This window comes from Actinoallomurus sp. CA-142502 (genome assembly GCF_050936355.1).
Classification (GTDB): domain Bacteria; phylum Actinomycetota; class Actinomycetes; order Streptosporangiales; family Streptosporangiaceae; genus Actinoallomurus; species Actinoallomurus iriomotensis.
Map to the genome: position 1 here is coordinate 5,174,507 of NZ_JBNJMY010000001.1, position 22,612 is coordinate 5,197,118.

Sequence of the window (22,612 nt, forward strand, 5' to 3'; positions counted from 1 at the left end):
TCGAAAGGATCACGCGGTGGCCGTCTCAGTTCACGACGCCACGCCTATGACCAGCGGAAACTCGTACACCACCTCCGTGGACGCAACCTGGCTGGGTGCCCTCACATGGGTAACCGCCGCCTGGGTAACTCTGGTGGGTCGCCGCTGCGTTGACCTCGCACCGCGGTCAGCTCGCGCGTGTGTGCTTCCTGGGCGCGTGATTCCTAGGCGGGCGGACCTCGTCTAGGTGACCTCTACCTGAGTAACCCCTGGACGGGCCTCGTCTGCGCAGGCTTCGCGCCGCAGGTGGTCCCCGCGTGGGCGGCCTTGCGTCGACAGTCCGTGCCTGCGGTCTGCGTGCCTGCGGTCTGCGTGCTGGCGGTGTGCGCGCTGGCGGTCCGTGGGTGAGCTGCTGTTGTGGGCGTGGCTTGTCGGTAGGACTTCCGGTCACTCCTGCCCGTCCTCACATGCCCGGTCGAGTTCGGCCGGGCCGGCGTGTCGCGGTCGCCGCCTCGCCGGAGGACCCAGCGTGGCCCGAAGCGCCCCTTTTCGAGCGCGCCTGCCACGGCACAGCGCGCGACGGATGGTGATGACGCTGTAGAAGGTGACGCCACGCCCGCCGTCTTCGGCGCGGACGGGCGGGCGCTCGACGTAGCCGACCGATGACGAGTGGACGACCGATGTGCGGGCGGTGCGTAATTCCCGCCGTTCCATGTCTCGGCGGCCGCTTCCGCGCGGGCTGGACCTCGGCGGGCATTGCGTAGGCGTTCATCCGTGGGTGGGTCGCGAGCCACCCACGGAGGAACGCCTACGAGCGGGGGACCGCGTCGTACGCGGAGCATGGTGGATCACCCGTGAGCGGGCTGCCTGACAGCTGCCCACACGCACAACACCGGCACGCACAACACCGGCACGCACGAACCGCCCACGCAGGACTCCGCAGGCGCGTCACCGCCCTCTGCGTCACGCCTCGGCGTAGTCATCGGGGCCGCGTACGCAGCGGCGCGCCGATGTCGGTGCCGCACGGCGTCATCTTCGGTCGGTGTCGAAGGTTCTTAGCACCAGGCCGGTACGGGGCTTCGGGCCGAACGATGTCGACTTGCGCGGGACCTTCTCGCCGCCGGCCGCGACGGCCAGTACGTCCGCCACCTGCAACGGGTTGAGGATCACCGCGGTGCCGTTCGCGCGGCGGGCCTTCCGGAGGGCGCGTTCGGCGTCGTGGTGGACGATACGCACGTTCGCCTCGTCATCCGTGATGTGCCACAGCTCGGGGATCAGCAGCCGGTGGAGCACGGCCGTGTCCAGGCCACGCCAGCGGGGCGACGTCCCGTCCGGCATCGAGTTCGTGACCTGTGCCTGGTCGGGGTCGGTGAGCAGGAACAGGTCGTCCTCTTCGCCGCCGAGCAGGAACGCCGTGCCGTCCTGTGCGGCGAGACGTTCGAGCGCCGTCGGCAGGTCGGGTCCGAGCTGCTCCGTGCGGAAGGCGGCCTTCGCCAGCCGTACGGCGTCGGACACGGCGAGGTTCGGGATCACCCGGTGGATCGCGCCGAGGTGAGGAGGGTAGGCGCTCGAGTCCACGAGCAGCGCGAGGCCGTAGTCCCACGGCCCAGGCCCCTCGTTCGCCTCCCTGAGCGCCTGATATGTCGCGTACCGATGGTGGCCATCGGCGATCAGCGCCTGGCGTTTCCGAAGGTCGGCGGCGATCGACGCGTGGACGGCGGGGTCGGTGATCGCCCACAGTCGATGCCGTACGTCGTCGCCCGTGCTGGTCTCCAGCAGCGGGGGAGACGAGGCCACCTCGTCGACCAGGCGGCTGGTGGCCGAGGCGCCCTCCCCGTCGTACAGCAGGAAGATCGGTTCGAGGTTCGCCCGTGTGGCGGTCATCAGGGCCAACCGGTCCCGGATCGGACCCGGGTAAACGTCCTCGTGCGGCAGGATCACCTGCGACCCCGGCCCGTGGACGCCCAGCGCCCCGATCAGCCCACGCTGCAGGACGCCCTCTCCGGCCTCCTCGTAGGCGTACAGCGCCGGTTCCGCGTCGACCGTCAGCACCCCTTCGGCGAGCCATGACCGCAGCGTCTCGGCGGCGTCGCCGTAGTCCTGCTGGGGCAGGATCAATCGCACGATGTTGTGCGGCTCGTCCGCCATGAACCGTTTCAACGCCTCTTCGTCGATGAGGTCGTACGGCGGCGACGTCACCGCGGCCAGTGAGCTCACCTTGGAGGAGGCGTAGCGTACGGCGCGGAACGGTTCGAGGCTGAGGCCGGGCTGAGTGGTCACGTCGGGCATGTTAGATACCACGGTCTTGTTAGGGCTCGAATGGAGTCGGCGAACGGAGGCCACAAATGGTTCAAGGTTCGGACCACGGCCAGGATTCCCCCGGTACGCCGGGCGGCGAGGTCTATGACTGGTATCAGCGGGGACTGAACCTTCTGGAAAGCGGCAGCCCAGCGGCGGCGATCCAAGTGCTCGAGCACGCGGCGGCGGCCGAGCCGTCGTCACGAAGCGTCCGCGAGGCGCTCGCCCGCGCCCAGTACGGCGCGAAGCGATACGCCGAAGCCGCGGAGAACTTCCGGATGATCGTCGAAGCGGACCCCGCAGAGGACTACGCGCTGTTCGGCCTCGGCCTGGCGCTCACCCGCACCGGCAACCTCACCGAGGCCGTCGAACACCTCGCCCTGGCCTGCGCCATGTGCCCGGACAACAAACACTACGCCACCGCCCTACGCCACGCCCGAGCCCGCAAGGGCTGAGAGAGCAGGACGGCACCGGACCGTCCGCTGAACTCCTCGAAAGGTGGGGAGCCCCGGCCGGCATTCGTGCGCCATGCCCGAGCGTCCGGGAAGGAGGAGCGAGAGGGTGGGATGGCGGCCGTCGCCTGCCGGATCCGCCCCGAGGTGAAACCGGCCGGGCACGGCAGGTCGGCACGTGGACCCTCCAGCCTGAGTGTCGGTGACAAGCGGACCCGCTCGTGAGGGCGTGACGTTCGCGCCGAACACCGCCGTGCTCTCCGGCCCGGTCGTTGTCCCTGCGCCGTGCCCGAGTGTGCAAGGGCTGAGGCTGAGGGCGGGACTCTGCTGGATCCGTCAGGGGTTGGGGCCTTGGCCGGCGTTCTTGGACTACGCCCGAGTTCGCAAGGGATGAGTGAGCGCGGCGCTGGTCGCCTGCCGGATCTGTCCGAGAAGAAGCGCTGGTCGGCGTCCCTACGCCGGTCCGGTCGAGCTCCGCCCTTCGCCGAGGACGGCATGAGGGCACGATGGATGGCGGTAGGCGTGCCCAGGTGAAACGGTGTCCTCTGGATCGCACGGGTACTGGCCGCTCGGGGAGCGGCTCGATCGGCCTCGTCCGCCGCTCATCTCATTCCGTTCCGCCATACTCACTCCCATCGCGCAGCGGCATCGCTGAACTCATCACTGCTCCGGCGCCCCTCACCGTCCACGATCTCCTCGGCCGCCCTGCCCCTTCGCGGCCGTCCCCGCAGGTCGGTCGGCAGGTGGCGTGTCGGTTGGCCCGGCTTGGTGACCCGCGCCGAGTACGGGCGTTGCCCGCCGCTGATCGTCGCGTGGCCGCTTCGCCGGGCCCGGTCGCGATCCGATCGTCTTCACGGCGGCGATCAGCCCGTCCAGGCACGCCGTCGGCGTATCCAAGGGCGGCCCGCGCGCGGTGACGGCCGTCGATCCGGAAAGATGACCGGTATGCGCGATCGGGCCGGGGCCTTCAGGGCCTGCCGGGTGGGTGGAACGGCACTCGCCGGGGCACGTCGCGGATGGAACGTACAGGAAGGATGACCATGCGGGGGATCGATCGGCCGCCGGCCGAGGCGTACGACGTCGGTGTGCTCGACCTCGACGGTGTCGTCTACATCGGCCACGACCCCGTGCCGGGGGCGGCCGGGGCGCTCGAGAAGGCGCGCGCCAGCGGCATGCGGCTCGCGTTCGCGACGAACAACGCCTCTCGTACGCCCAGTGCCACGGCCGCGCTGCTCGGCGACGTCGGCGTGCCCGCGGCGGCGGAGGACGTCGTGACCTCGGCGCAGGCCGCCGCGCGCCTCCTCTCCGAACGGCTGCCCGCCGGGTCGAAGGTCCTGGTCGTCGGCGGCATGGGGCTGCGCCAGGCGCTGCGGGAGGCCGGCCTGCGGCCGGTGTCCACGGCGGCCGAGGAACCGGCGGCGGTCGCCCAGGGGTACTCGCCCGGCCTGAGCTATGACCTGCTGGCCGAGGGCGCTCAGGCGGTCGCGGCCGGAGCGATCTTCGTGGCGTCCAACGGCGACACGACGATCCCCGGGAAGGGCGGGCGGCTCCGGCCCGGCAACGGGGCTCTCGTCCAGGTGATCCGGACCGCGACCGGCGTCGACCCGATCGTCACCGGCAAGCCCGAACGGCCGTTGCACCGCGAGACCATCCTGCGCACCGGCGCCGAGCGGCCGCTGATCGTCGGCGACCGGCTCGACACCGACATCGAGGGCGCGCACAATGGCGGCGCCGACAGCCTCCTGGTGTTCACCGGGGTCACCGACCCCCGGGCACTCCTGGCCGCTCCGCCCCGGCACCGCCCCACGTACGTCTCCGCTGACCTGAACGGCCTGCTCGTCCCCCACAACGGCGTACGGCGCGAGGGTGCGGCGTACGTGTGCGGCGGCTGGACCGTGTCCGGCGACCTGGAGGTCTCCGGCGACGGGGACCCGATGGACGGGCTGCGCGCCCTGTGCGCCGCGGTCTGGGACTCCGGGGACCTCGAACGCGGCGAACGGGCGCTCGACCGCCTGTTCTAGAGGATCTTGCGGAGGCGTAGCAGGTCGCCGAGGCTGGCTTCGATCTTGAGCCGGCCGCTGGCCCACGCCTTGCCGACGCCGAGCTTGTCGTCGGCGAGTGCCACCAGGTCGTCGCTGTTCACCGTGAGCCGGACCTGAGCGCCGTTCGGGCTCTCGGCGACCTCGAAGTCGTCCATCCCGCCGGAGTGGATGCGGGTGACGAACACGAGGTTCAGATCGGGCACATGGCAGCTGACGGTGCGTTCGACGACGTGCTTGGCGAGCTCATCGGGATCCACATCCGTGAGCCGGGTGGCGATGCGTTCGAGTGCCGCACGCGTTTCCTCCAGCGTGGCCATTGTCAGGTCCGTTCCCCCCGTAGTCGTCCTCGACACCGTTGTCACCCACGGACGGTAGCGTTCTTCCTGAGCCGGGGTCGACCGGCTTGCCGCGAACGCGGCGCTGATTGGGGGACCGATACGTGAACGGCACCGAGGGCGAGACCACCGGGGACGAGCGGGTCGACGCCGCGATGGCCCGCCTCGGCGAGCTGGAGGCGACGCCTCCGGCCGAGCACCCGGCGATCTTCCAGGACGTCCACCGCCGCCTCCAGGACGCCCTGACGGGCATCGACGGCGAGCCGGCGTGAACCTCGGCCAGGCCCGTACGGGCGACGCACGGCTCCGGGGCGTTCTGCGGGGCATCGGCGGACGGCAGTGGCGGCACGCGGTGCCGTCGGCACGGCGATCCGCGTACGGCAGGGCGACGACGGCCCGGCACGTCCCGGCGGGGGCTCCGTGGTGCGCGGCCGGGACCACGACGGCACCGGCGGAGTCCGGGGCCCTCGGCGGCCGGGTGACGCATCGCGGGGCCCCGGCATCGCGACGGGCCGGCGCATGTCGCACACGGGGCGGCGCGCTCACGAGCGAGCGAATGGGCGAAACGGCACCCCTGGTCCCTCCAGGGCTCATGCACACGGTGAGCTTCTCGCCGACGCGGTGTGCCGTTCTCAAGCGAGCGTGCATCGCCGCGGCGGCGGGTCTGATCTCTCCTCCGGCGAAGGAGGAGTCATGAGCGCACGGCGGCGTCTGGACAGTGAGCTGGTCCGGCGAGGCCTGGCCCGTTCGCGCGAGCAGGCGGTCGAACTCGTCACCGCCGGACGGGTCGCCGTCGGCGGACGCACCGCCACGAAAGCCGCCACCCAGGTCGAGACGTCCGCGCCGATCGTCGTCCGGACCGCCGACACCGGGCCGGAGTACGTCTCGCGCGGCGGACACAAGCTCGCCGGTGCGCTCGCCGCCTTCGACGAGATCGATCCACGGGGGCGCCGCTGCCTCGACGCGGGCGCGTCCACGGGCGGCTTCACCGACGTCCTGCTGCGCGCCGGAGCCGGGCACGTCGTCGCCGTCGACGTCGGGTACGGCCAGATCGCCTGGTCGCTGCGCACCGACGAGCGGGTGACGGTCGTCGAGCGCCTCAACATCCGAGAACTCACGCCGGAGCACGTGGGCGAGCCGCCCACTCTCGTGGTGGCGGACCTGTCGTTCATCTCGCTGCGGCTGGTGCTGGAGCCGATCCGGCGTTGCACGGCGGCCGACGCCGACTACGTGATGATGGTCAAACCCCAGTTCGAGGTGGGCAAGGAACGCGTGGGCGCCGGAGGCGTCGTCCGTGACCCGGCGCTGCGTGCCGAGGCCGTACGCGACGTGGCACGTCACGCGGAGACCCTCGGCCTGGGCACCCGGGGCGTGACGGCCAGCCCGCTGCCCGGCCCGTCGGGCAACGTCGAGTACTTCCTGTGGCTGCGGGCCGGTGCGCCGCCGCTGACCGACGCCGACCTGGACAAGGCCGTGGCGGAGGGACCCGCATGACGATCCGCGCGTACATGGGCCGGGCCGGGGCGCCTTCGACGGCAGGCGAACGATCCGTACGTGATCAGTGGGGCGGTCGGCCGACGCGGGCCGGGCTGCGGCGGTCAGGGAGCCTCAGATGACAGACGAACGATTCATAGGCGACCCGTGGCACGGGGCCGATCCGTTCCGTGTGGAGGAGCGAACGCCCGGCGGTGTCGCGGTGGACGGGGCCGAGGGGACCGCATGACAGAGAAACGATCCGTCCTCCTCGTGGCGCACACCGGGCGGCCAGGCGCGGTCCGGAGCGCTCAGCTCGTGCTCGACCGGCTGAGCGAGGCCGGCATCTCCGCGCGCGTGCTGGACAGCGAGGCCGAAGACCTGCGGTGCGCCGGCGTCGACGTCACACCCGTGTGCGGCGCGGCGGCCGAGGGCGCGGAGATGGTGATCGTGCTCGGCGGCGACGGCACGCTTCTGCGCGCCGCCGAGCTCGCCCGGCCCAGCGGCACGCCGGTGCTCGGCGTCAACCTCGGCCACGTGGGCTTCCTGGCCGAGGCGGAGCGCGCCGACCTGGCGGCCACGGTCGACAAGGTGGCCTCGCGGGCGTACGACGTCGAAGAGCGCATGACGGTCGACGTCATCGTCCGCGAGAACGGTGACGTCACCCAGTCCGGCTGGGCGCTGAACGAGGCGAGCGTCGAGAAGGCCTCCCGCCAGCGCATGCTCGAGGTCATCGCCGAGATCGACGGCCGGCCCCTCTCCCGCTGGGGCTGCGACGGCGTGGTGTGCGCCACGCCGACCGGGTCGACGGCGTACGCGTTCTCGGCGGGCGGCCCGGTCGTGTGGCCCGAGGTGGAGGCCCTGCTCGTCGTCCCGATCAGCGCGCATGCCCTGTTCGCCCGGCCGATGGTGGTATCACCGCGTTCGGTGGTGGCGCTGGAGCTGCTCCCGAACACCTCGGGGGGTGTGCTGTGGTGCGACGGGCGTCGCCAGATCGAGGTGCCCCCCGGCGCGCGGATCGAGGTACGCCGGGGCGAACGGCCGGTGCGGCTCGCACGCCTGCACCAGACGCCGTTCACCGACCGTCTCGTCACCAAGTTCGGCCTTCCCGTGGCCGGCTGGCGCGGCCGCGTCCGCGACTGACCGGGACGCCCCGGTGCGGATGGGCCGCCCGGCGCTCCGTACGCCGTGCCCCGGTGTGCACAGCCCGCGAACAGCGGTCGGCGAACAGCCGTCGGTCGTCGAGCTCTGGGCACGACGGATACGCAAGCCGCCTGTGGACAACCGCGCCGGCGCCGGACGGCGAAATGCCGGATCGCCGCACACCGGAAGAGGGACTGACCAGCGGATATAACCTCTCCCACAGCCATTCTTGGCGTGATATTGAGCCGTGACAGGACCGCGGCATGCCACATCCGCCCGTAATCTGAGCCGAACAAATGTTCGCCTCAACCGGCGATCCGACGGCAATACGTCGCTATGACGGGGTAGCCTCGGGACGCCGGTTGTGCAGTGCGACGGGAGGGGTTCGACACGTGCGGCCCATGGTCGAGGAAGTACGGATCCAGAACCTCGGGGTGATCGAGGAGGCCGTTCTCGAGCTGTCCCCCGGCTTCAACGTGGTGACCGGTGAGACCGGTGCCGGAAAGACGATGGTGGTGACCAGCCTCGGGCTGCTGTTCGGCGGGCGCGCCGACCCGCAGCGCGTACGGCCCGGCGCCGACCGGGCCAGCGTCGAGGGGCGCATCATCGTCGAGGAGGGTGGCAGGGTCGCCGCGCGCGTCGACGAGGCCGGCGGCGAGCTCGACGACGGCGCGCTGATCGTCACCCGGTCGATCTCGTCGGAGGGGCGCTCACGTGCTCACCTGGGGGGCCGTCAGGTTCCCGTCGCGATGCTGATCAACGTGGCCGACGACCTGGTCGCCGTGCACGGGCAGTCCGACCAGCAGCGGCTGCTGCAGGCGGGCCGACAGCGGGCCGCCCTCGACCGGTTCGCCGGTGACAAGGTCGCCAAGCCGCTGCGCGGCTACATCGCCGCCTACCGCAGGCACCGCGACGTCACGCAGCGGCTCGAGGAGCTGACCACGCAGGCCCGCGAGCGGGCCCAGGAGGCCGACATGCTCCGGTTCGGCCTGGAGGAGATCGAGAAGATCGACCCCAAGCCGGGCGAGGACGAGCAGCTCGCGTCCGAGGACGAGCGTCTCGCGCACGCCGACGCGCTGCGCACGGCCGCGACCACCGCGCACGAGGCTCTGCAGGGCGATCCGACGGCGGCCACCGGCGCCGCCGACGCGATCAGCCTGCTCAGCGGGGCCCGGCAGGCGCTGGAGGCGGTACGGTCCCACGACGAGGCACTGGCCGGTCAGGCCGACCGGCTATCCGAGGCCGTCTACCTCGTCTCCGACGTCGCGGCCGAGCTCGCCGGTTATGCCGAGTCGATCGAGGCCGATCCGGCGCTGCTGGCGAGCGTCCAGGAGCGCCGGGCCGCCCTGGCGGGCCTCACCCGCAAGTACGGCGAGGACATCGCCGCCGTGCTCGCGTGGTCCGAGAGCTCCGCGGCGCGGCTGGCCGAGCTCGACTCCGACGACGACCGCATCGAGGAGCTGCGCGCCGAGCACGAGGATCTGACCCGCCAGCTGACCGAGCTGTCCGCGGAGCTGACCGAGGCCCGTACGGAGGCGGCCGAGCGCCTTTCGGAGGCGGTGACCGCGGAGCTGACCGCGCTGGCCATGCCGCACGCGCGGGTGGTCGTGTCGGTGACCCCGCAGGAGGAGTTCGGGCCGCACGGCGTCGACGAGGTCGAGCTGCGGCTCGCCGCGCACCCGGGCGCGCCGCCGCTGCCGCTGCACAAGGGCGCCTCCGGCGGTGAGCTCTCGCGGGTCATGCTGGCCATCGAGGTGGTGTTCGCCGGCGCCGACCCGGTGCCGACGTTCGTCTTCGACGAGGTGGACGCCGGTGTCGGCGGCAAGGCGGCCGTGGAGATCGGTCGGCGGCTCGCGCGGCTGGCCAAGTCGGCGCAGGTGATCGTGGTCACCCACCTTCCGCAGGTGGCGGCCTTCGCCGACCAGCATCTGGTGGTGGAGAAGTCCAACGACGGCAGGGTCGTCCGCAGCGGCGTGACCGCCCTCGACGACGACGGCCGGGTGCGCGAGCTGTCCCGCATGCTGGCGGGCCTGGAGGACTCCGAGCTGGGCCGCGCGCACGCGGAGGAGCTGCTGACCATCGCCGCGGCCGAGCGCTGAGCCGTCCGGGATCACATATGCTCATGGAGCCTGACGGCTCCCACGTCCGGCCGCCGAGCGACGCGCACGGTAAAGAACGAACACGCCTTTACGATCGTCGTTACAAGTGTCACCGTCCGCGCTCTGGCAGGATGGCATCACGATGAATGACGTCTCCCCGAGGATCAAACCGACCGCGCGCCTGCACGTGCCGCGGTTTCGCGGGCTGCGCCGTGAGCGCGGAGACGCCGAGTCGGGTACGACCGGCGTGGCGCGCCTCGACGGCAAGACCAAGAAGCTGACCAAGCGGCTCGAGCCCGGTGACATCGCCATCATCGACCACGTCGATCTCGACCGCGTCAGCGCCGAGGCGCTCGCGGCCTGCGATGTGGCGGCAGTGATCAATGTGGCGCGCAGCATCTCGGGCCGCTACCCGAACCTCGGGCCGCAGATCCTCGTCGAGGCCGGCATCCCGCTGATCGACGACGTCGGTCCCGACGTGTTCAGCAAGGTCCGCGAGGGCGACCGCGTACGCGTCGACGGCGGGGCGCTGATCGCCGACGACCAGGTCGTGGCCAAGGGCATCCGGCAGACCGAGGAGACGGTCGAGGCGGCGATGACCGAGGCGAAGGCGGAGCTTCCCGCCCAGCTCGAGGCGTTCGCCGCCAACACGATGGAGTTCCTCAAGCGCGAGCGTGACCTGCTGCTCGACGGCGTCGGCGTGCCGGACGTCACGACCGACCTCGATGGCCGGCACGTGCTGATCGTCGTGCGCGGTTACCACTACCGCGAGGACATCGCGACGCTGCGGCCGTACATCCGTGAATACCGGCCGGTGCTGATCGGCGTCGACGGCGGGGCCGACGCGCTGATCGAGGCCGGTTACCGTCCCGACATGATCGTCGGTGACATGGACTCCGTGTCCGACGAGGCGCTGACCTGCGGCGCGGAGCTGATCGTGCACGCCTACCGCGACGGTCGCGCACCCGGTCTCAAACGGGTGCACGATCTCGACCGGCAGGCCGTCGTCTTCCCCGCGGCGGGCACCAGCGAGGACATCGCGATGCTGCTCGCCGACGACCGGGGCGCCACGCTCATCGTGGCCGTGGGAACTCACGCGACGCTCGTGGAGTTCCTCGACAAAGGACGTGCGGGCATGTCCAGCACGTTCCTGACCCGCCTTCGGGTGGGGAGCAAGCTCGTCGACGCCAAGGGAGTGAGCCGGCTCTACCGCAGCCGCATCAAGGGATCCTCGCTCCTGTTGCTGGTGGCGGCGACGCTCGTCGCCATGATCGTGGCGATCGTCTCCTCGCCCGCCGGTGATGCGTTCGCGCCCGTCGTCGCCGACAAATGGCATCAGTTCGTCTACTGGCTGACCGGATTGTTCACGTGATCGATTTCCGATACCACCTCGTCTCCATCATCGCGATCTTCCTGGCGCTGGCGCTCGGCCTCGTGGTCGGCGCCTCGACGCTGCGCGGACCGCTCGTCGACCAGCTGAAGGACCGGTCGGGCCAACTCGAGAAGGACAACCAGAACCTGCGGACGCTCAACCGCAACACCGACCAGCTGAACGGCTACGACGACCAGGTCATGGACAACGTCGCGCCGCAGATCGTCGACGGACGCCTCAAGGGCGAGAGCGTCGTCTTCATCGAGGCGCCGGGCGCCGACGACCAGGTGCGGGCCAAGACCGCCGACCTCATCGGCAAGGCGGGCGCGCGGATCAGCGGATACGTCACCCTCCAGGAGAAGTACCTCGACGCCAACCAGCTGACCACGCTCACCGAGCTGACCGACCAGCTGAAACCGGCCACCGTCGACTTCCCCCAGGACGCCTCGCCGTACGACCGGGTGGCCCTGGAGCTGGCCGCGGTGCTCGCCACCCGGCAGGCCTCCAGCACCGGTCAGGAGGACCCCGCCGCCGGGCAGGTCCTTTCCGGATTCAAGACGGCGGGTTTCCTGAATTACAGCGGGCAGCCCGCGACCCGTGCCACACTCGCCATCGTGATCGCGCCCGCCGCGGCCAGCAAGGACAAGAACGCCGACGCCGAGAACAAGGCCCTCGTCGCCCTCCCACTGGCCCTGTCCAAGTACGCCAACGGCACCGTGGCGACCGGCAACGCCGACGCCGCGTCCGACGGCGGCATGATCAAGGCGATCCGCGACGAGAGCAAGGCGCAGGACCACGTCTCCACCGTCGACACCGGCGACGCCTCGGCCGGCCGCCTGACGACGGTGTTCGCGCTCAACTCCGCCCGGCAGGGCAAGTTCGGCGACTACGGCATCGGTTCGGGCGTGGACGGCCCGATGCCCACCCCCGTACCCACGGTGCCCGAGAAGAAGTGAGACCAGGATGCGTAAGGCAGTGGCCGGGACCGTACTCGGTGCGGCGGCCGCGCGGGTGGCGTACACCCTGCTGACCCGGCGCCCTCCGCGCGAGGAGAAACTCTGGCTGCGCACCAACCACCGCGGTGAGCCCGTGACGTTGCTGGAGGGCCCGGCGTTCGTCGCCGGAGCGGTGACGGCGGTGGCCGTCGCCCCCGGGGTGCCGGCCCGCATGCGGGTGGCCGCGGTGTTCGCGGGTACCACCGCGGGCGCTCTCGGCGCGTACGACGACCTGGCCGGATCCGGCGACTCTCGCGGCTTCAAGGGTCACCTCACGGCGCTGGCGCGCGGTGAGGTGACGACCGGCGCGGTGAAGATCCTCGGCATCGGCGTCGCGGGGCTGGCCGCCGCCGCCCTCGCGGGCACCGGGCGCCGGAGCACCCCCGCCGACCTGCTGATCAACGGCGCGCTCGTCGCGGGCGGCGCCAACCTGCTCAACCTGTTCGACCTGCGGCCCGGCCGCGCGATCAAGGTCGGCGCGCTCGCCGCGCTGCCCGGCACGCTGAGCGGTTCGGCCGTCACCGCCGCCCCGTTCGGCGCCGCCCTCGCGCTGCTGCCCGAAGACCTCGGCGAACGCGCCATGCTCGGCGACGCCGGAGCCAACGCGCTCGGCGCCCTGCTGGGGCTGTCCGCCGCCCACCTGCCTCGTCCCGTACGCCTCGGCATCCTCACCGGAGTGGTGGCGCTGAACGCCGCCAGCGAGTTCGTCAGCTTCACCAAGGTGATCCAGGCGACGCCGGCGCTGCGCCGTCTCGACCAGCTCGGCCGCCGTCCCGTCGTGGCGGAGGCACGTCCGACGGGTACGGAGTGACGGCTTCGGACGTGACGGAGGAGTCCACGGCCGGCCGCGCCGGTCAGGGGCTCGCCGGGGCCGCCGTTCTCATCGGCGTCATCACCATCCTCGCCCGCATCGCCGGGTTCGGACGCATCGTCGTGTTCTCCCAGACGGTGAAGACGTCGTGCCTCGGCCAGGCGTACTACACCGCCAACCAGGTCCCGAACATCGCCTTCGAGATCGTCGCGGGCGGCGCGCTGGCCGGCATGGTCGTCCCCGTCCTGGCCGGAGCGGCCGAACGCGGCGACCGGGAGCACGTCAGCCGCACCACCTCGGCGCTGCTCACGTGGACGGCGGTCGCGCTGGTCCCGCTGTCCGCCATCGGCGTGCTGCTCGCGCACCCGATCATGGGCGCCCTCGTACGGGGGAACCTCGACCAGTGCTCCCGCGCGGGAGTCGTGACCGTCGGCACCCACATGCTCGCCGTCTTCGCGCCGCAGATCATGCTGTACGGCTTCACCGTCGTGCTGTACGGCGTGCTCCAGGCGCACCGCCGGTTCGCCGCGCCCGCCCTGGCGCCGCTCGTGTCGAGCCTCGTCGTCATGGGCGCCTACCTCGCGTACGTGCCGCTCGGCCGGGGCCACCAGCAGGACCTGTCGACCCTGCCGCGCTCGGCCGAGCTGATGCTCTCGCTCGGCACGACCGCCGGGGTGGTCGTCCTGGTCGTCACCGCGGGCGTCGCCGCCGTGCGCCTCCGGCTGCGATTCCGGCCCACGCTGCGGTTCCCGGAGGGCACGGCCGTGCGGGTACGCCGGCTGGCCATCGCCGGTCTGGCCACGGTCGCGGCCCAGCAGCTGTCCGCGGTCGCCGTCGTGGTGCTGAGCGGGCACGGCACCGTCGGCGCGCTGGCCGACTACCAGTACGCCTGGGCGCTGTTCCTGCTGCCCTGGGCGGTGCTCGCGGTGCCGGTCGCCACCAGTGCCTTTCCGATGCTGTCGGCGCGCGTCAGCGCGGGCGAGACGGAGGAGTTCGACCGGATCACCGCGTCGACCACCCGGGCGATCGTGCTCGTCTCCTGTGTGGGGGCCGCCGGTCTGGCCGCGGTCGCGGTGCCGGTGGCGACCTTCCTCGACCACGACGCGGTTCCCGCCGTGCTCTCGCGCGCGGTCCTGGCGTTCGCGCCCGGTCTCCTCGGCTACGGCTTCGTCGCGCATCTGGGCCGGGTGCTGTTCGCCTGCCACCGGGGCCGCGACTCGGCCGGTGCGACGGTCGCCGGCTGGCTGGTCGTGATCGTCGCCGACCTCGCGCTGGTGTTCACGCTGCCGCGCGACTGGACGGTCGCCGGGCTGGCGCTCGGCAACACCGCCGGGATGACCGTGGCCGGCGCGTTGCTGCTCGCCGCGCTCGTACGGGTCCGCGGGCGGGGCGTGCTCGCCGGCCTCGGACGGGCGACGGCGGCGGGCGTCACGGGAGCGGTCGCGGGCGGCGTCGCCGGTTACGCGGTGGCGGTGGCGATCGACGCGAGCGGACAGCTCACGAGCATCGGCGCGGCCATCGCCGCCGGGCTCACGGCCTGCGCGGTGTTCGCGCTGGTCACTTACACGTTGGACGGCCGGGATCTCAAGGCCGTGATCGGGCGGAGGATGCGTTGAGCGGTTTGAAGGTCGCCATCGTGCTGGCGACGAGCGCTGGGGGAGTGGGCGGTCACGTGCGCTCGGTGGTGGCCGGGCTCACCGCCCGTGGCGCCCGCGTCGTCGTGCTCGGCCCGGCCTCGACCGAGAAACTGTTCGGCTTCGCCGCGGCCGGCGCGCGGTTCGTCGCGGTGGAGATCGCCGATCGGCCGCATCCGGCCGCCGACGCGCGCGCCGTCGCCCGCATCCGCGGGCTGACCCGTGGCGCGGACGTCGTGCACGCCCACGGCCTGCGCGCCGGTGGACTCGCCGCCCTCGCGCTCGCCCGCGCGGTCCCCGCGGGGTTGCGGACGGCGACCCCGCCGCTGGTCGTCACTCTTCACAACGCCGTCATCGCGGGCGGCGTGATCGGCGCCGCGTACGCCACGCTCGAGCGCATCGTGGCCCGCGGCGCCGCCGAGGTCCTCGCCGTCTCGCCGGACCTCGAAGAGCGGATGCGTTCCCTCGGCGCGGAGTCGGTCGGCCGGGCGCTGGTGCCGGCCCCGCCGCGCCGCCGTTCGGAGGACGCCGCGGCGCAGGCCAAGCTCCGCGCCGAACTCGGCGCCGTCGAGCGTCCACTGATCGCGGTCGTGGCACGGCTCGCCGAGCAGAAGGGTCTGCCCACGCTGCTCGACGCGTCCGCCGGGTGGGCCCGGCAGACGCCCGCGCCGCTCGTGGCGATCGCCGGAGACGGGCCGCTGGAGGCGCCGCTGCGGGCGCGGATCGAGGCCGAGACCCTGCCCGTGCGGCTGCTCGGACGCCGATCCGACGTGCCCGAGCTGCTCGCCGCCGCCGACGTCGCCGTGGTGCCCAGCGTCTGGGAGGGGCAGCCGCTCATCGTCCAGGAGGTGCTGCGGGCCGGACGACCCCTGGTCGCCACCCGGGTCGGCGGCGTCCCCGCCATGGTCGGCGAGGCGGCGGTCCTGGTCCCGTCCGGCGACGAGGCGGCGCTGGAGGCGGCCGTAATGCGCATTCTGGACAATCCGGAATTCGCCGAACGGCTCGCGTCGTCCGCGTCCCGCCAGGCGCTCCGGCTGCCCACCGAAGAGGACGCGATCGATCAGCTCACTCAGGTCTATGCTCGGGCGACCGGTATGACTTCCTAACGCGGCACACTGTTCGGGACACCTGCGGTGTTGGATATAGTCGAGGCGCAGGAGGGGAGTATCCCTTTCGCGGCAGTGTCGTCACCACGGCTGGAGTCGCATGCGGCCCGGTACTGTCGGTTCGTGCCCATGAGCGCGGACGGGAGAGACCTCCGGGGCTTTTGTCTGCCGCCGGAGGATGCTGTCTCGTGAATGTCACGATTTTGGGCTGGACCCTCACTCTGGTCGGCATCCTCGCCGTCATTCTGGTCGATCTGTGGATCGTCGACCGTGGGCAGCCCAAGGAGTTCAGCCTCCGGCAGGCCGGCGCATGGGTGACGTTCTACGTCGTGCTCGCCGTGGCCTTCGGCATCTGTCTGCTGTTCGTGGCCGGCGGGCAGTACACCGCGCAGTTCTACGCGGGATATCTGACCGAATACAGCCTGAGCGTCGACAACCTCTTCATCTTCTACGTCATCATGGCGCGGTTCGCCGTGCCACGCGTCAACCAGCACAAGGTGCTGCTCGTCGGCATTCTGATCGCGCTGTTCATGCGGGGCGCGTTCATCCTCGTCGGCGGTGCCGCGCTCGCGCGCTTCGAGTGGCTGTTCTACGTGTTCGGCCTGTTCCTCATCTGGACCGCGCTGGGCCTGCTGCGCGGCGGCGGTGACGAGGAGTTCAAGGAGAACGTCCTGCTGCGCTGGGTGCAACGCGTCATCCCGGCCACCGGGGAGTACTACCGCGACCGGCTGACCGTCCGCGTCCAGGGGCGACGGCTCGTCACCCCCATGCTCATCGTCATGGTCGCGATCGGCTCGACCGACCTGCTGTTCGCGCTCGACTCCATCCCGGCGATCTTCGGCCTGACCAAGCAGTCCTACCTGGTGTTCACCGCGAACGCCTTCGCCCTGATGGGCCTGCGGCAGCTCTACTTCCTGCTGGGCGGCCTGCTCGACCGGCTCATCTACCTGAGCAAGGGGCTGTCGTTCATCCTCGCCTTCATCGGCGTCAAGCTCATCCTCGAGGCGCTGCACGCGACGGGGTTCGAGCAGGTGCCGCAGGTGCCGATCTGGCTCTCGCTGGTGGTGATCGGCGTGGCGATGCTCATCACCACGGTGGTGAGCCTGCTCAAGGCGCGCCACGACGCGGCGCGCGAGGCCGGAGAGCCGGTGCCTACCGGGGTCGGCGACGCAGGGCGAACGCCACGTTGATCGCCACCAGCGCCGCCCACACCACGACGAGGCCGGACAGCCCGGCATAGCCCGCGGCAATGGCCGAGGTGGGGATGGAGACGCCGAGGGTGACGCACAGCACGGTGAGCGCCACCGCGCGCTCGGCCCTCTCGTCCGCTACGGCGGCCGAGTGACGCACCGCGGCGGACTGCTCGATCCGCGCGGCGATCGCGTCGGCGAACGCCGCGTCGTAGTCGGGCCCCAGCTCTCGCCGCGCGGCGAGAGAGGCCGCCAGGTCGTCGCGCGGCAGTTCGGAGGTGCTCATCCCCCCTTTGTACGCCCCGCTCGCGGCGCGCGCCTCCATCGCTCGGGTGATCTGGCGCTGAGACCTGAGGAGGACGTCCGACGGTGCCCGGTGGACCTTGTACGGTGAGCCGCAGGAGTCGTCGGTACGGAGGTGGGAATGCGCACGTTCGCGCCCGCGGTGACGAGGGCCGCCGCGGCCGGGACGGCGCTCGCCGCCGTCGGCGTGCTGGTGTTCACCGCCGTCGTCAACGCCCAGAGCGGAAGCCGGTCGCCCCGCCCGGTGGCCACGCACCCGGTCACGCCCGTCCCCGTCTCGACGTTGCCGGGAAGCGTCGACTCGCCCGGCGCCACGCCCACGGTCCCGGCCCGGCAGACCAGGGCCTGGCTCCGCGCCCTGACCGGCACCTGGACGCGCAACGTCAAGAACACCTACTTCCGCTTCCACACCGACGGCAGCGGCGAGTGGGTGGCCTTCGGCCAGAAGCTGTGGACCGGGAAGGCCACGCCGCGCGACGCGAAGACCTTCGACCTGACCGACACCGACGGGCACGGCGGCTCGTACTGGCAGGTCCGGCTGCTGTCCCGGGACAGGCTGCTGTTCGCCGGCACGAACCAGACGTTCACCAGGTCCTAGGGGCGGTCTCCGGCCGTGGTGAGGAGGACCCGGGCCTGCTCACGGGCATGGCCGAAGGGGTCCGGGAAGACGTTCAGGCCGTAGGCGACGAGCGCTCCCTCGTTCAGCAGCATGAGCGTCCGGCCGAGCCGGTCGGCCTCGTCCGGGGCGATCTCCCCGGCGAGGCGTGTGAACAGGGCGAGCATCCACTTCTTCTGCCCGATGATGACCGGATACGCGGGATGGGACGCGTCGCTGATCTCGGCATGGGCGTTGACCATGCTGCACCCCTTGGAACCGTTCGCCCGCGACCACGCGTGTGAGGCGTCGAACACGGCCAGGACGCGCGCCGGCGGTTCCGGCGGTGCGGCGTCGAGGTGCCGGGCGAGGAAGGCCCGCCAGCGTTCGTCGCGATCCACGAGGTACTCCACGACGATCTGCTCCTTGGAGCCGAACCGGTCGTACAGGGTCTTCTTCGTCACCCCCGCCTCGGCGGCGATCAGGTCGACGCCGACGGCGTGGATGCCGCGCTCGTAGAACAGTCGCGCCGCGGCCTCCCGGACGCGCAGCGCGGCAGGCGTCATCGTGATCCGCCGGAGCTCCGTGGTGCCCATGCCCATGAGTATACAGATCTGTATAGTGAGCGAGGTATACCGATCTGTATAGCGAAGGGTGTGGCGTGGACTTTCTCCTCTCGGCGGCCTTCGTGCTCTGTTGGAGTTCCGGGTTCATCGGAGCCCGGCTCGGTGCCGGGAGCGCGTCCGCCGTCACCGTCCTGATGTGGCGGTTCCTGCCGCTGGCGGTCATCCTGATCGTCATCGCCGTCGCCCGGACGTGGTGGCGTGGCCTCGTGCTCCGGGACGTCGCCCGGCAGGTGCTGGTCGGCGTCCTGTCGCAGAGCGGCTACCTGCTCACCGTCTACTACGCGATCCAGCTCGGCGTCTCCAGCGGCACCACCGCCCTCATCGACGGGGTGCAGCCCCTCGTCGCCGGAGCGTTCGCCGGGCCGCTCCTGCACCAGTACGTCTCGCGCCGGCAGTGGCTCGGCCTGTGCCTGGGGATGGGCGGCGTCGTCATCGTCACCCGGGCCGACGCCGCGGCCGCCGCCGGGGTGACCTGGTGGGCCTATCTCATCCCGTTCCTCGGCATGCTCTCGCTGGTCGCGGCCACGTTCCTCGACGGCCGCTCCCGCACGCGGGTCACACCCGTGGTGGCGATGACCGCGCACTGCCTCACCAGTGCCGTCATCTTCACGGCACTCGCCCTGAGCGCCGGGGCCGCGCGGCCGCCGGCCGACCCTCCGTTCTGGCTCGCGATCACCTGGCTCGTGGCCCTGTCCACATTCGGCGGCTACGGGCTGTACTGGGTGATCCTGCGGCGGTCGGGGATCACCAAGGTGAACACGCTGATGTTCCTCATGGCTCCCGTCACGGCGGTCTGGGGAGCGCTCATGTTCGGTGAACCGTTCGGCCCCCAGACCGTCTTCGGCCTGGTCATCGGACTCGCGGCGGTGGTGATCGTCCGGAGGGGGGCCGGGGGAGACGGGTCTAACCCAGGATCGCCCACCCGTACGCGGGCACCCGCGCGGGATCGTCCGGCTCCTTCTCCTCGGCGGAGTCCAGGACGCGCAGGCCCTCCAGCGAGATCGGGAACCGGTACGGCTCCGCACCGGCGTTCAGCAGGACGGTGATGCCCGGCCCGCCGTCGGCGGGACGGCTGCGCAGTGCGGCCGCCTCGTTGGTGAGGTGCTCGACGCTCGTGCGGGCCCGCACCAGCCACGGGTGACGCCGGCGCAGGCCGATGAGCCGCTGATGCAGCCGGTAGGTGGGCCGGCCCCAGGAGGCGAGTGCGGCCGGCGAACCGGGGAAGGCGGGCCGCACGGCGTCGTCACCGCCCGCCCGGTCCTCCTTCTGGCCGTGGAACGCCTGCTCGTCGCCGTAGTAGACGGCCGGCACACCGGCGACGGTGAACAGCACGACCAGGGCGTGCGCCAGGTGGCGGGGCTCCTCCAGGCGGGTCGCGATCCGCGTCACGTCATGGTTGCCGACGAACGTGAACGGCGTGAACGCCTCGGTGAACCCGTCGTGGCGCTCCAGCGCCCAGGCCAGCTCGAACAGGTTGCGGTCGTTGAGCGAGCTCCAGATCGCCTTCCACAGCTCGTACTGGGTGACCGAGTCCAGCCCGGAGCCGGCGACGTAGCCCGCGTAGTCGCCGTGAATCATCTCACCGGCGAACCAGGCGTCCGGATGCGTGGCGCGGACCTGCGGGAGCACCGCCCGCCAGAACTCCGGCGGCACGGCGTAGGCCGCGTCGAGACGCCAGCCGTCCGCGCCGCGGTCGAGCCAGTGCCGCATGACCGTCGCGACGTACTCGGCGACGGCCGGCTCGTCGTGGTTGAGGGCGACGAGCGAGCGGTGACCCTCGAAGCAGTCGTAGTCGTCCCCGCGCGGGCGGAACCACCGGGCGTCCGGGGAGTCCGGGCCCTCCCGCAGCGCCGCGGCGAAGCGGGGGAAACCGCGGCCGACGTGGTTGAACACGCCGTCGAGCAGGATCCGCACCCCGCGGCGGCGCGCCGCCGCCACGAGGCGGTCGAAGTCGGCGTCGTCCCCCAGCCGCGGGTCCAGGCGCAGGTGGTCGACGGTGTCATAGCCGTGGGTCTCCGAGGCGAAGACCGGGCCCAGCGCCAGGCCGTTGCAGCCCAGCTCGACGGCGTAGTCCAGCCAGGCCTCCAGCCGGTCCAGCCGGTGTCCCGGCCCGGCCTCCAGCGCGCCGGTGAAGCCGAGCGGATAGACGTGCCACCAGATCGTGTGGTCGATCCACGAGGTCATCGAGGTCCTTTTGAGGGAGACTCAGTAGTACTGTTGAGGGTAGCTCAGTAAGGGAGGTCGTGTGCGCAAGGACCGGCGCCCCCGGCGGCGTCTCGACGTGGAGACCCGGCGCGCCGACATCCTGCGCGCCGCGGCGGGCGCGTTCGCCGCAGAACCGTACGACCAGGTCTCCGTCGCGCGGGTGGCGGCCGCGGCCGACGCCTCCGAGGCGCTCGTCCACCGCTACTTCGGCAGCAAGAGCGGCCTCTACCGCGAGGTCGTGCGCGCCGCGGTCGACGAGCTGCTGCGGCGCCAGCGCGCCGCCGACGTCCCCGCGGCCGCCCCGTACGACCGGCTGGCCGTCAGCGTGCGCGTCTACCTCGACTTCGTCGGCGAGGCGCCGGTCGGCTGGGCCGCGCCACTGCGGTCGCCGGCCGGTGACGTGCCCGAGGCGGCCGAGCTGCGCCGCCGGACCCGGGGGATGTACCTGGCGCTGCTGCGCGACCTGCTCACGCTGCCGGCCGACCCGGCGCTCGACCACGCGCTCCATGGCTACCTGGGCTTCCTCGACGCCGCCTGCCTCAGCTGGGTGGAGCGGGGCTGCCCGCCGGCCGAACGCGAGCCCCTCGTCGCTCAGGTGGTTGGCGCGCTACGGGGCGCGCTCGGTCAGTCGTAGGGGCACTCCGCGAGGGCCTCCAGAGCGTCCAGCGCCGCCACCAGGGCCGCGCGCTGCTCGGACGTCAGCGTGGAGATCTGACCGACGAGGAACGCCGAGCGTTCGCCGCGCAGCTGTTCGAGCTGACGGCGGCCCTGCGCCGTGATGGCCAGCAGGGTGGCGCGCCGGTCCTCGGTGTCGGGCATGCGCCGCAGCAGCCCCTGCTGTTCGAGCGAGCCGACCAGCCGGCTCTGTGTCGGCGCGGTGACACCTTCGTGCGCGGCCAGGTCGCCGAGGCGTACGGGGCCGAGCGCCTCGACGCTCGCCAGCGTGGACGCCTGGCTCGAGGACAGGGCCTGCGGGCCGTGCTGGCGCACGCGGCGGTTGAGCCGCCCGAGAGTCATCCGCAGCCTCGCTGCGAGCTCGACGTTCGTCAGGTCTTCCGCATCGGGTGCCTGGTTGGTCACGCCGGTCATCTTTCTTTACCCGCCGCCTCACGATCGTGCGTCCCGGGCGTACTGATGAGCATGCCCATTCCCCAATCTTGCTGCATGGACACCTGGCTCGCAGCAGTGCGGACCGGCGATCCGCGGACGGGAACGTTCCGGACGGCCGGACGACGCCGTCCGGCCGGCGCTCACCAGCCGCGCTCGCGCCACTCCGCGAGGTGCGGGCGCTCCCGGCCGAGGCTCGTGTCCTTGCCGTGCCCGGGGTAGATCCACGTCTCGTCCGGCAGCTCGCCGAACACGCGTTCCTCCAGGTCGTCCATGAGCCGGCTGAACAGCTTCGCGTCACCCCAGGTGTTGCCGGGGCCGCCGGGGAACAGGCTGTCGCCGGTGAACAGGTGGGGCGTGTCGCCGTCGTCGTAACGCAGCGCGATCGAGCCGGGCGTGTGCCCGCGCAGGTGGAGGACCGACAGCGTGACCTGCCCGACGCGTACCGTGCCGCCGTGCTCGACCGGCTCGGTGACCGGCAGCGGCAGGGCCTCGGCGTCGTCGGGGTGGGCGACCAGCCGCGCGTGGGTCGCGTCGATCACGGCGGTGAGGGCGCCCCAGTGGTCCTGGTGGCGGTGCGTGGTGACGACGTGGGAGAGCGGCCCGTCGCCGATGATCTCGAACAGCCGGTCCGGCTCGGCCGCGGCGTCGATGAGGACCTGTTCGCCCGTCGCCGTGCAGCGCAGCAGATAGGCGTTGTTCTCGTACGGTCCGACGGCCAGCTTGGTGATCGTCAAGGCGGGGAGCTCTCGCACGTCGGGGGGCCCACCGACCTTGACGTCGCCTGTGTAGGTCACGCTGTCCTCCGATCGGGCGCGGGCGCCTTGCGGCTTCCTTTCGGCTCTCG

21 protein-coding genes and 1 pseudogene are annotated in these 22,612 nt (G+C 71.9%); 15 read left to right on the top strand and 7 right to left on the bottom strand.

Features of this window, described 5'->3' with window-relative positions; genetic code table 11:
- Nucleotides 1-1,008 precede the first annotated feature (1,008 nt).
- Nucleotides 1,009-2,268 (bottom strand): DUF1015 family protein, encoded by a 1,260-nt coding sequence (locus tag ACQEV1_RS24630; RefSeq protein WP_433396387.1) that lies wholly within the window; start codon nt 2,266-2,268, stop codon nt 1,009-1,011.
- A 56-nt stretch (nt 2,269-2,324) separates the two neighbouring features.
- Here ACQEV1_RS24630 and ACQEV1_RS24635 point away from each other — a divergent pair, with 56 nt between their 5' ends.
- Together ACQEV1_RS24635 and ACQEV1_RS24640 are read left to right on the top strand one after the other, a co-directional pair.
- Entirely contained in the window at nt 2,325-2,732 is a 408-nt protein-coding gene (locus ACQEV1_RS24635; protein WP_285584044.1) for a tetratricopeptide repeat protein, read from the top strand.
- Nucleotides 2,733-3,769: 1,037 nt separating this feature from the next.
- On the top strand, nt 3,770-4,750 hold the full coding sequence (locus ACQEV1_RS24640; RefSeq protein WP_285584046.1) for an HAD-IIA family hydrolase: 981 nt from the start codon (nt 3,770-3,772) through the stop codon (nt 4,748-4,750).
- On the opposite strand, the gene ACQEV1_RS24645 is transcribed toward ACQEV1_RS24640, so the two are convergent.
- Nucleotides 4,747-5,088: an SCP2 sterol-binding domain-containing protein gene (locus ACQEV1_RS24645; protein ID WP_285636559.1), complete on the bottom strand. Its 342-nt coding sequence runs from the start codon at nt 5,086-5,088 to the stop codon at nt 4,747-4,749. The two genes, ACQEV1_RS24640 and ACQEV1_RS24645, sit on opposite strands and share 4 nt — an antisense overlap.
- A gap of 122 nt (nt 5,089-5,210) precedes the next feature.
- Between ACQEV1_RS24645 and ACQEV1_RS24650 the strand changes: the two genes are divergently transcribed.
- The 10 genes from ACQEV1_RS24650 (at nt 5,211) to ACQEV1_RS24695 (ending at nt 16,929) form a co-directional block, all read left to right on the top strand.
- On the top strand, nt 5,211-5,378 hold the full coding sequence (locus tag ACQEV1_RS24650; protein WP_285584048.1) for a hypothetical protein: 168 nt from the start codon (nt 5,211-5,213) through the stop codon (nt 5,376-5,378).
- Between the two features lie 421 nt (nt 5,379-5,799).
- On the top strand, nt 5,800-6,600 hold the full coding sequence (locus tag ACQEV1_RS24655) for a TlyA family RNA methyltransferase (protein ID WP_433396391.1): 801 nt from the start codon (nt 5,800-5,802) through the stop codon (nt 6,598-6,600).
- Nucleotides 6,601-6,825: 225 nt separating this feature from the next.
- Nucleotides 6,826-7,722, top strand: coding sequence for an NAD kinase (locus ACQEV1_RS24660; RefSeq protein ID WP_285636565.1), 897 nt, complete (start codon nt 6,826-6,828; stop codon nt 7,720-7,722).
- Between the two features lie 401 nt (nt 7,723-8,123).
- Nucleotides 8,124-9,821, top strand: coding sequence for a DNA repair protein RecN (recN, locus tag ACQEV1_RS24665; protein WP_285584054.1), 1,698 nt, complete (start codon nt 8,124-8,126; stop codon nt 9,819-9,821).
- Nucleotides 9,822-9,963: 142 nt separating this feature from the next.
- Nucleotides 9,964-11,193 carry a putative cytokinetic ring protein SteA gene (steA, locus tag ACQEV1_RS24670; RefSeq protein ID WP_285584055.1) on the top strand — a complete coding sequence of 410 codons (1,230 nt, stop codon included), beginning with the start codon at nt 9,964-9,966 and terminating at the stop codon, nt 11,191-11,193.
- Nucleotides 11,190-12,149: a copper transporter gene (locus tag ACQEV1_RS24675; RefSeq protein ID WP_285636568.1), complete on the top strand. Its 960-nt coding sequence runs from the start codon at nt 11,190-11,192 to the stop codon at nt 12,147-12,149. Before steA ends, ACQEV1_RS24675 begins: the two co-directional genes overlap by 4 nt.
- Nucleotides 12,150-12,156: 7 nt before the next feature.
- Nucleotides 12,157-12,999 (top strand): hypothetical protein, encoded by an 843-nt coding sequence (locus tag ACQEV1_RS24680; RefSeq protein WP_285636570.1) that lies wholly within the window; start codon nt 12,157-12,159, stop codon nt 12,997-12,999.
- Nucleotides 13,000-13,010: 11 nt separating this feature from the next.
- The gene (gene murJ / locus ACQEV1_RS24685; protein ID WP_433396395.1) at nt 13,011-14,615 is read left to right on the top strand and encodes a murein biosynthesis integral membrane protein MurJ; all 1,605 of its coding nucleotides are present in this window, start codon (nt 13,011-13,013) and stop codon (nt 14,613-14,615) included.
- A 5-nt stretch (nt 14,616-14,620) separates the two neighbouring features.
- A complete protein-coding gene (locus tag ACQEV1_RS24690) occupies nt 14,621-15,739 on the top strand; it encodes a glycosyltransferase family 4 protein (protein ID WP_285584184.1) in 1,119 nt (372 codons plus the stop codon).
- Between the two features lie 188 nt (nt 15,740-15,927).
- Nucleotides 15,928-16,929 carry a TerC/Alx family metal homeostasis membrane protein gene (locus ACQEV1_RS24695; protein ID WP_285636573.1) on the top strand — a complete coding sequence of 334 codons (1,002 nt, stop codon included), beginning with the start codon at nt 15,928-15,930 and terminating at the stop codon, nt 16,927-16,929.
- On the opposite strand, the gene ACQEV1_RS24700 is transcribed toward ACQEV1_RS24695, so the two are convergent.
- Nucleotides 16,892-17,215, bottom strand: coding sequence for a hypothetical protein (locus ACQEV1_RS24700; protein ID WP_285636576.1), 324 nt, complete (start codon nt 17,213-17,215; stop codon nt 16,892-16,894). The genes ACQEV1_RS24695 and ACQEV1_RS24700 overlap by 38 nt on opposite strands.
- A 138-nt stretch (nt 17,216-17,353) precedes the next feature.
- Between ACQEV1_RS24700 and ACQEV1_RS24705 the strand changes: the two genes are divergently transcribed.
- Nucleotides 17,354-17,830, top strand: a complete 477-nt coding sequence (locus tag ACQEV1_RS24705) for a hypothetical protein (protein ID WP_433396397.1) — start codon at nt 17,354-17,356, stop codon at nt 17,828-17,830.
- Here ACQEV1_RS24705 and ACQEV1_RS24710 read toward each other — a convergent pair.
- Nucleotides 17,827-18,423, bottom strand: coding sequence for a TetR/AcrR family transcriptional regulator (locus tag ACQEV1_RS24710; RefSeq protein ID WP_285636582.1), 597 nt, complete (start codon nt 18,421-18,423; stop codon nt 17,827-17,829). The genes ACQEV1_RS24705 and ACQEV1_RS24710 overlap by 4 nt on opposite strands.
- Before the next feature lie 65 nt (nt 18,424-18,488).
- On the opposite strand from ACQEV1_RS24710, the pseudogene ACQEV1_RS24715 reads away from it, so the two are divergent.
- Nucleotides 18,489-19,319, top strand: a pseudogene (locus tag ACQEV1_RS24715) (DMT family transporter); the annotation flags it as partial.
- Nucleotides 19,320-19,356: 37 nt separating this feature from the next.
- Here ACQEV1_RS24715 and ACQEV1_RS24720 read toward each other — a convergent pair.
- Entirely contained in the window at nt 19,357-20,637 is a 1,281-nt protein-coding gene (locus ACQEV1_RS24720; RefSeq protein ID WP_433396399.1) for an alpha-amylase family glycosyl hydrolase, read from the bottom strand.
- A 61-nt stretch (nt 20,638-20,698) separates the two neighbouring features.
- On the opposite strand from ACQEV1_RS24720, the gene ACQEV1_RS24725 reads away from it, so the two are divergent.
- Complete coding sequence (locus ACQEV1_RS24725) at nt 20,699-21,292, top strand: TetR/AcrR family transcriptional regulator (RefSeq protein ID WP_433396401.1); 594 nt, start codon at nt 20,699-20,701, stop codon at nt 21,290-21,292.
- On the opposite strand, the gene ACQEV1_RS24730 is transcribed toward ACQEV1_RS24725, so the two are convergent.
- Both ACQEV1_RS24730 and ACQEV1_RS24735 read right to left on the bottom strand, forming a co-directional pair.
- Entirely contained in the window at nt 21,283-21,738 is a 456-nt protein-coding gene (locus ACQEV1_RS24730; protein ID WP_285584068.1) for a MarR family winged helix-turn-helix transcriptional regulator, read from the bottom strand. The genes ACQEV1_RS24725 and ACQEV1_RS24730 overlap by 10 nt on opposite strands.
- A 170-nt stretch (nt 21,739-21,908) precedes the next feature.
- Nucleotides 21,909-22,562, bottom strand: coding sequence for an MBL fold metallo-hydrolase (locus ACQEV1_RS24735; RefSeq protein WP_285636589.1), 654 nt, complete (start codon nt 22,560-22,562; stop codon nt 21,909-21,911).
- Nucleotides 22,563-22,612 lie beyond the last annotated feature (50 nt).

Coding starts and splice junctions, on each gene's coding strand:
- ACQEV1_RS24700 (WP_285636576.1), bottom strand. CDS start 17,215: ATGAGCACCTCCGAACTGCCGCGCGACGACCTGGCGGCCTCTCTCGCC.
- ACQEV1_RS24720 (WP_433396399.1), bottom strand. CDS start 20,637: ATGACCTCGTGGATCGACCACACGATCTGGTGGCACGTCTATCCGCTC.
- ACQEV1_RS24635 (WP_285584044.1), top strand. CDS start 2,325: ATGGTTCAAGGTTCGGACCACGGCCAGGATTCCCCCGGTACGCCGGGC.
- ACQEV1_RS24645 (WP_285636559.1), bottom strand. CDS start 5,088: ATGGCCACGCTGGAGGAAACGCGTGCGGCACTCGAACGCATCGCCACC.
- steA (WP_285584055.1), top strand. CDS start 9,964: ATGAATGACGTCTCCCCGAGGATCAAACCGACCGCGCGCCTGCACGTG.
- ACQEV1_RS24630 (WP_433396387.1), bottom strand. CDS start 2,268: ATGCCCGACGTGACCACTCAGCCCGGCCTCAGCCTCGAACCGTTCCGC.
- ACQEV1_RS24655 (WP_433396391.1), top strand. CDS start 5,800: ATGAGCGCACGGCGGCGTCTGGACAGTGAGCTGGTCCGGCGAGGCCTG.
- ACQEV1_RS24640 (WP_285584046.1), top strand. CDS start 3,770: ATGCGGGGGATCGATCGGCCGCCGGCCGAGGCGTACGACGTCGGTGTG.
- ACQEV1_RS24705 (WP_433396397.1), top strand. CDS start 17,354: ATGCGCACGTTCGCGCCCGCGGTGACGAGGGCCGCCGCGGCCGGGACG.
- recN (WP_285584054.1), top strand. CDS start 8,124: ATGGTCGAGGAAGTACGGATCCAGAACCTCGGGGTGATCGAGGAGGCC.
- ACQEV1_RS24680 (WP_285636570.1), top strand. CDS start 12,157: ATGCGTAAGGCAGTGGCCGGGACCGTACTCGGTGCGGCGGCCGCGCGG.
- ACQEV1_RS24660 (WP_285636565.1), top strand. CDS start 6,826: ATGACAGAGAAACGATCCGTCCTCCTCGTGGCGCACACCGGGCGGCCA.
- ACQEV1_RS24710 (WP_285636582.1), bottom strand. CDS start 18,423: ATGGGCACCACGGAGCTCCGGCGGATCACGATGACGCCTGCCGCGCTG.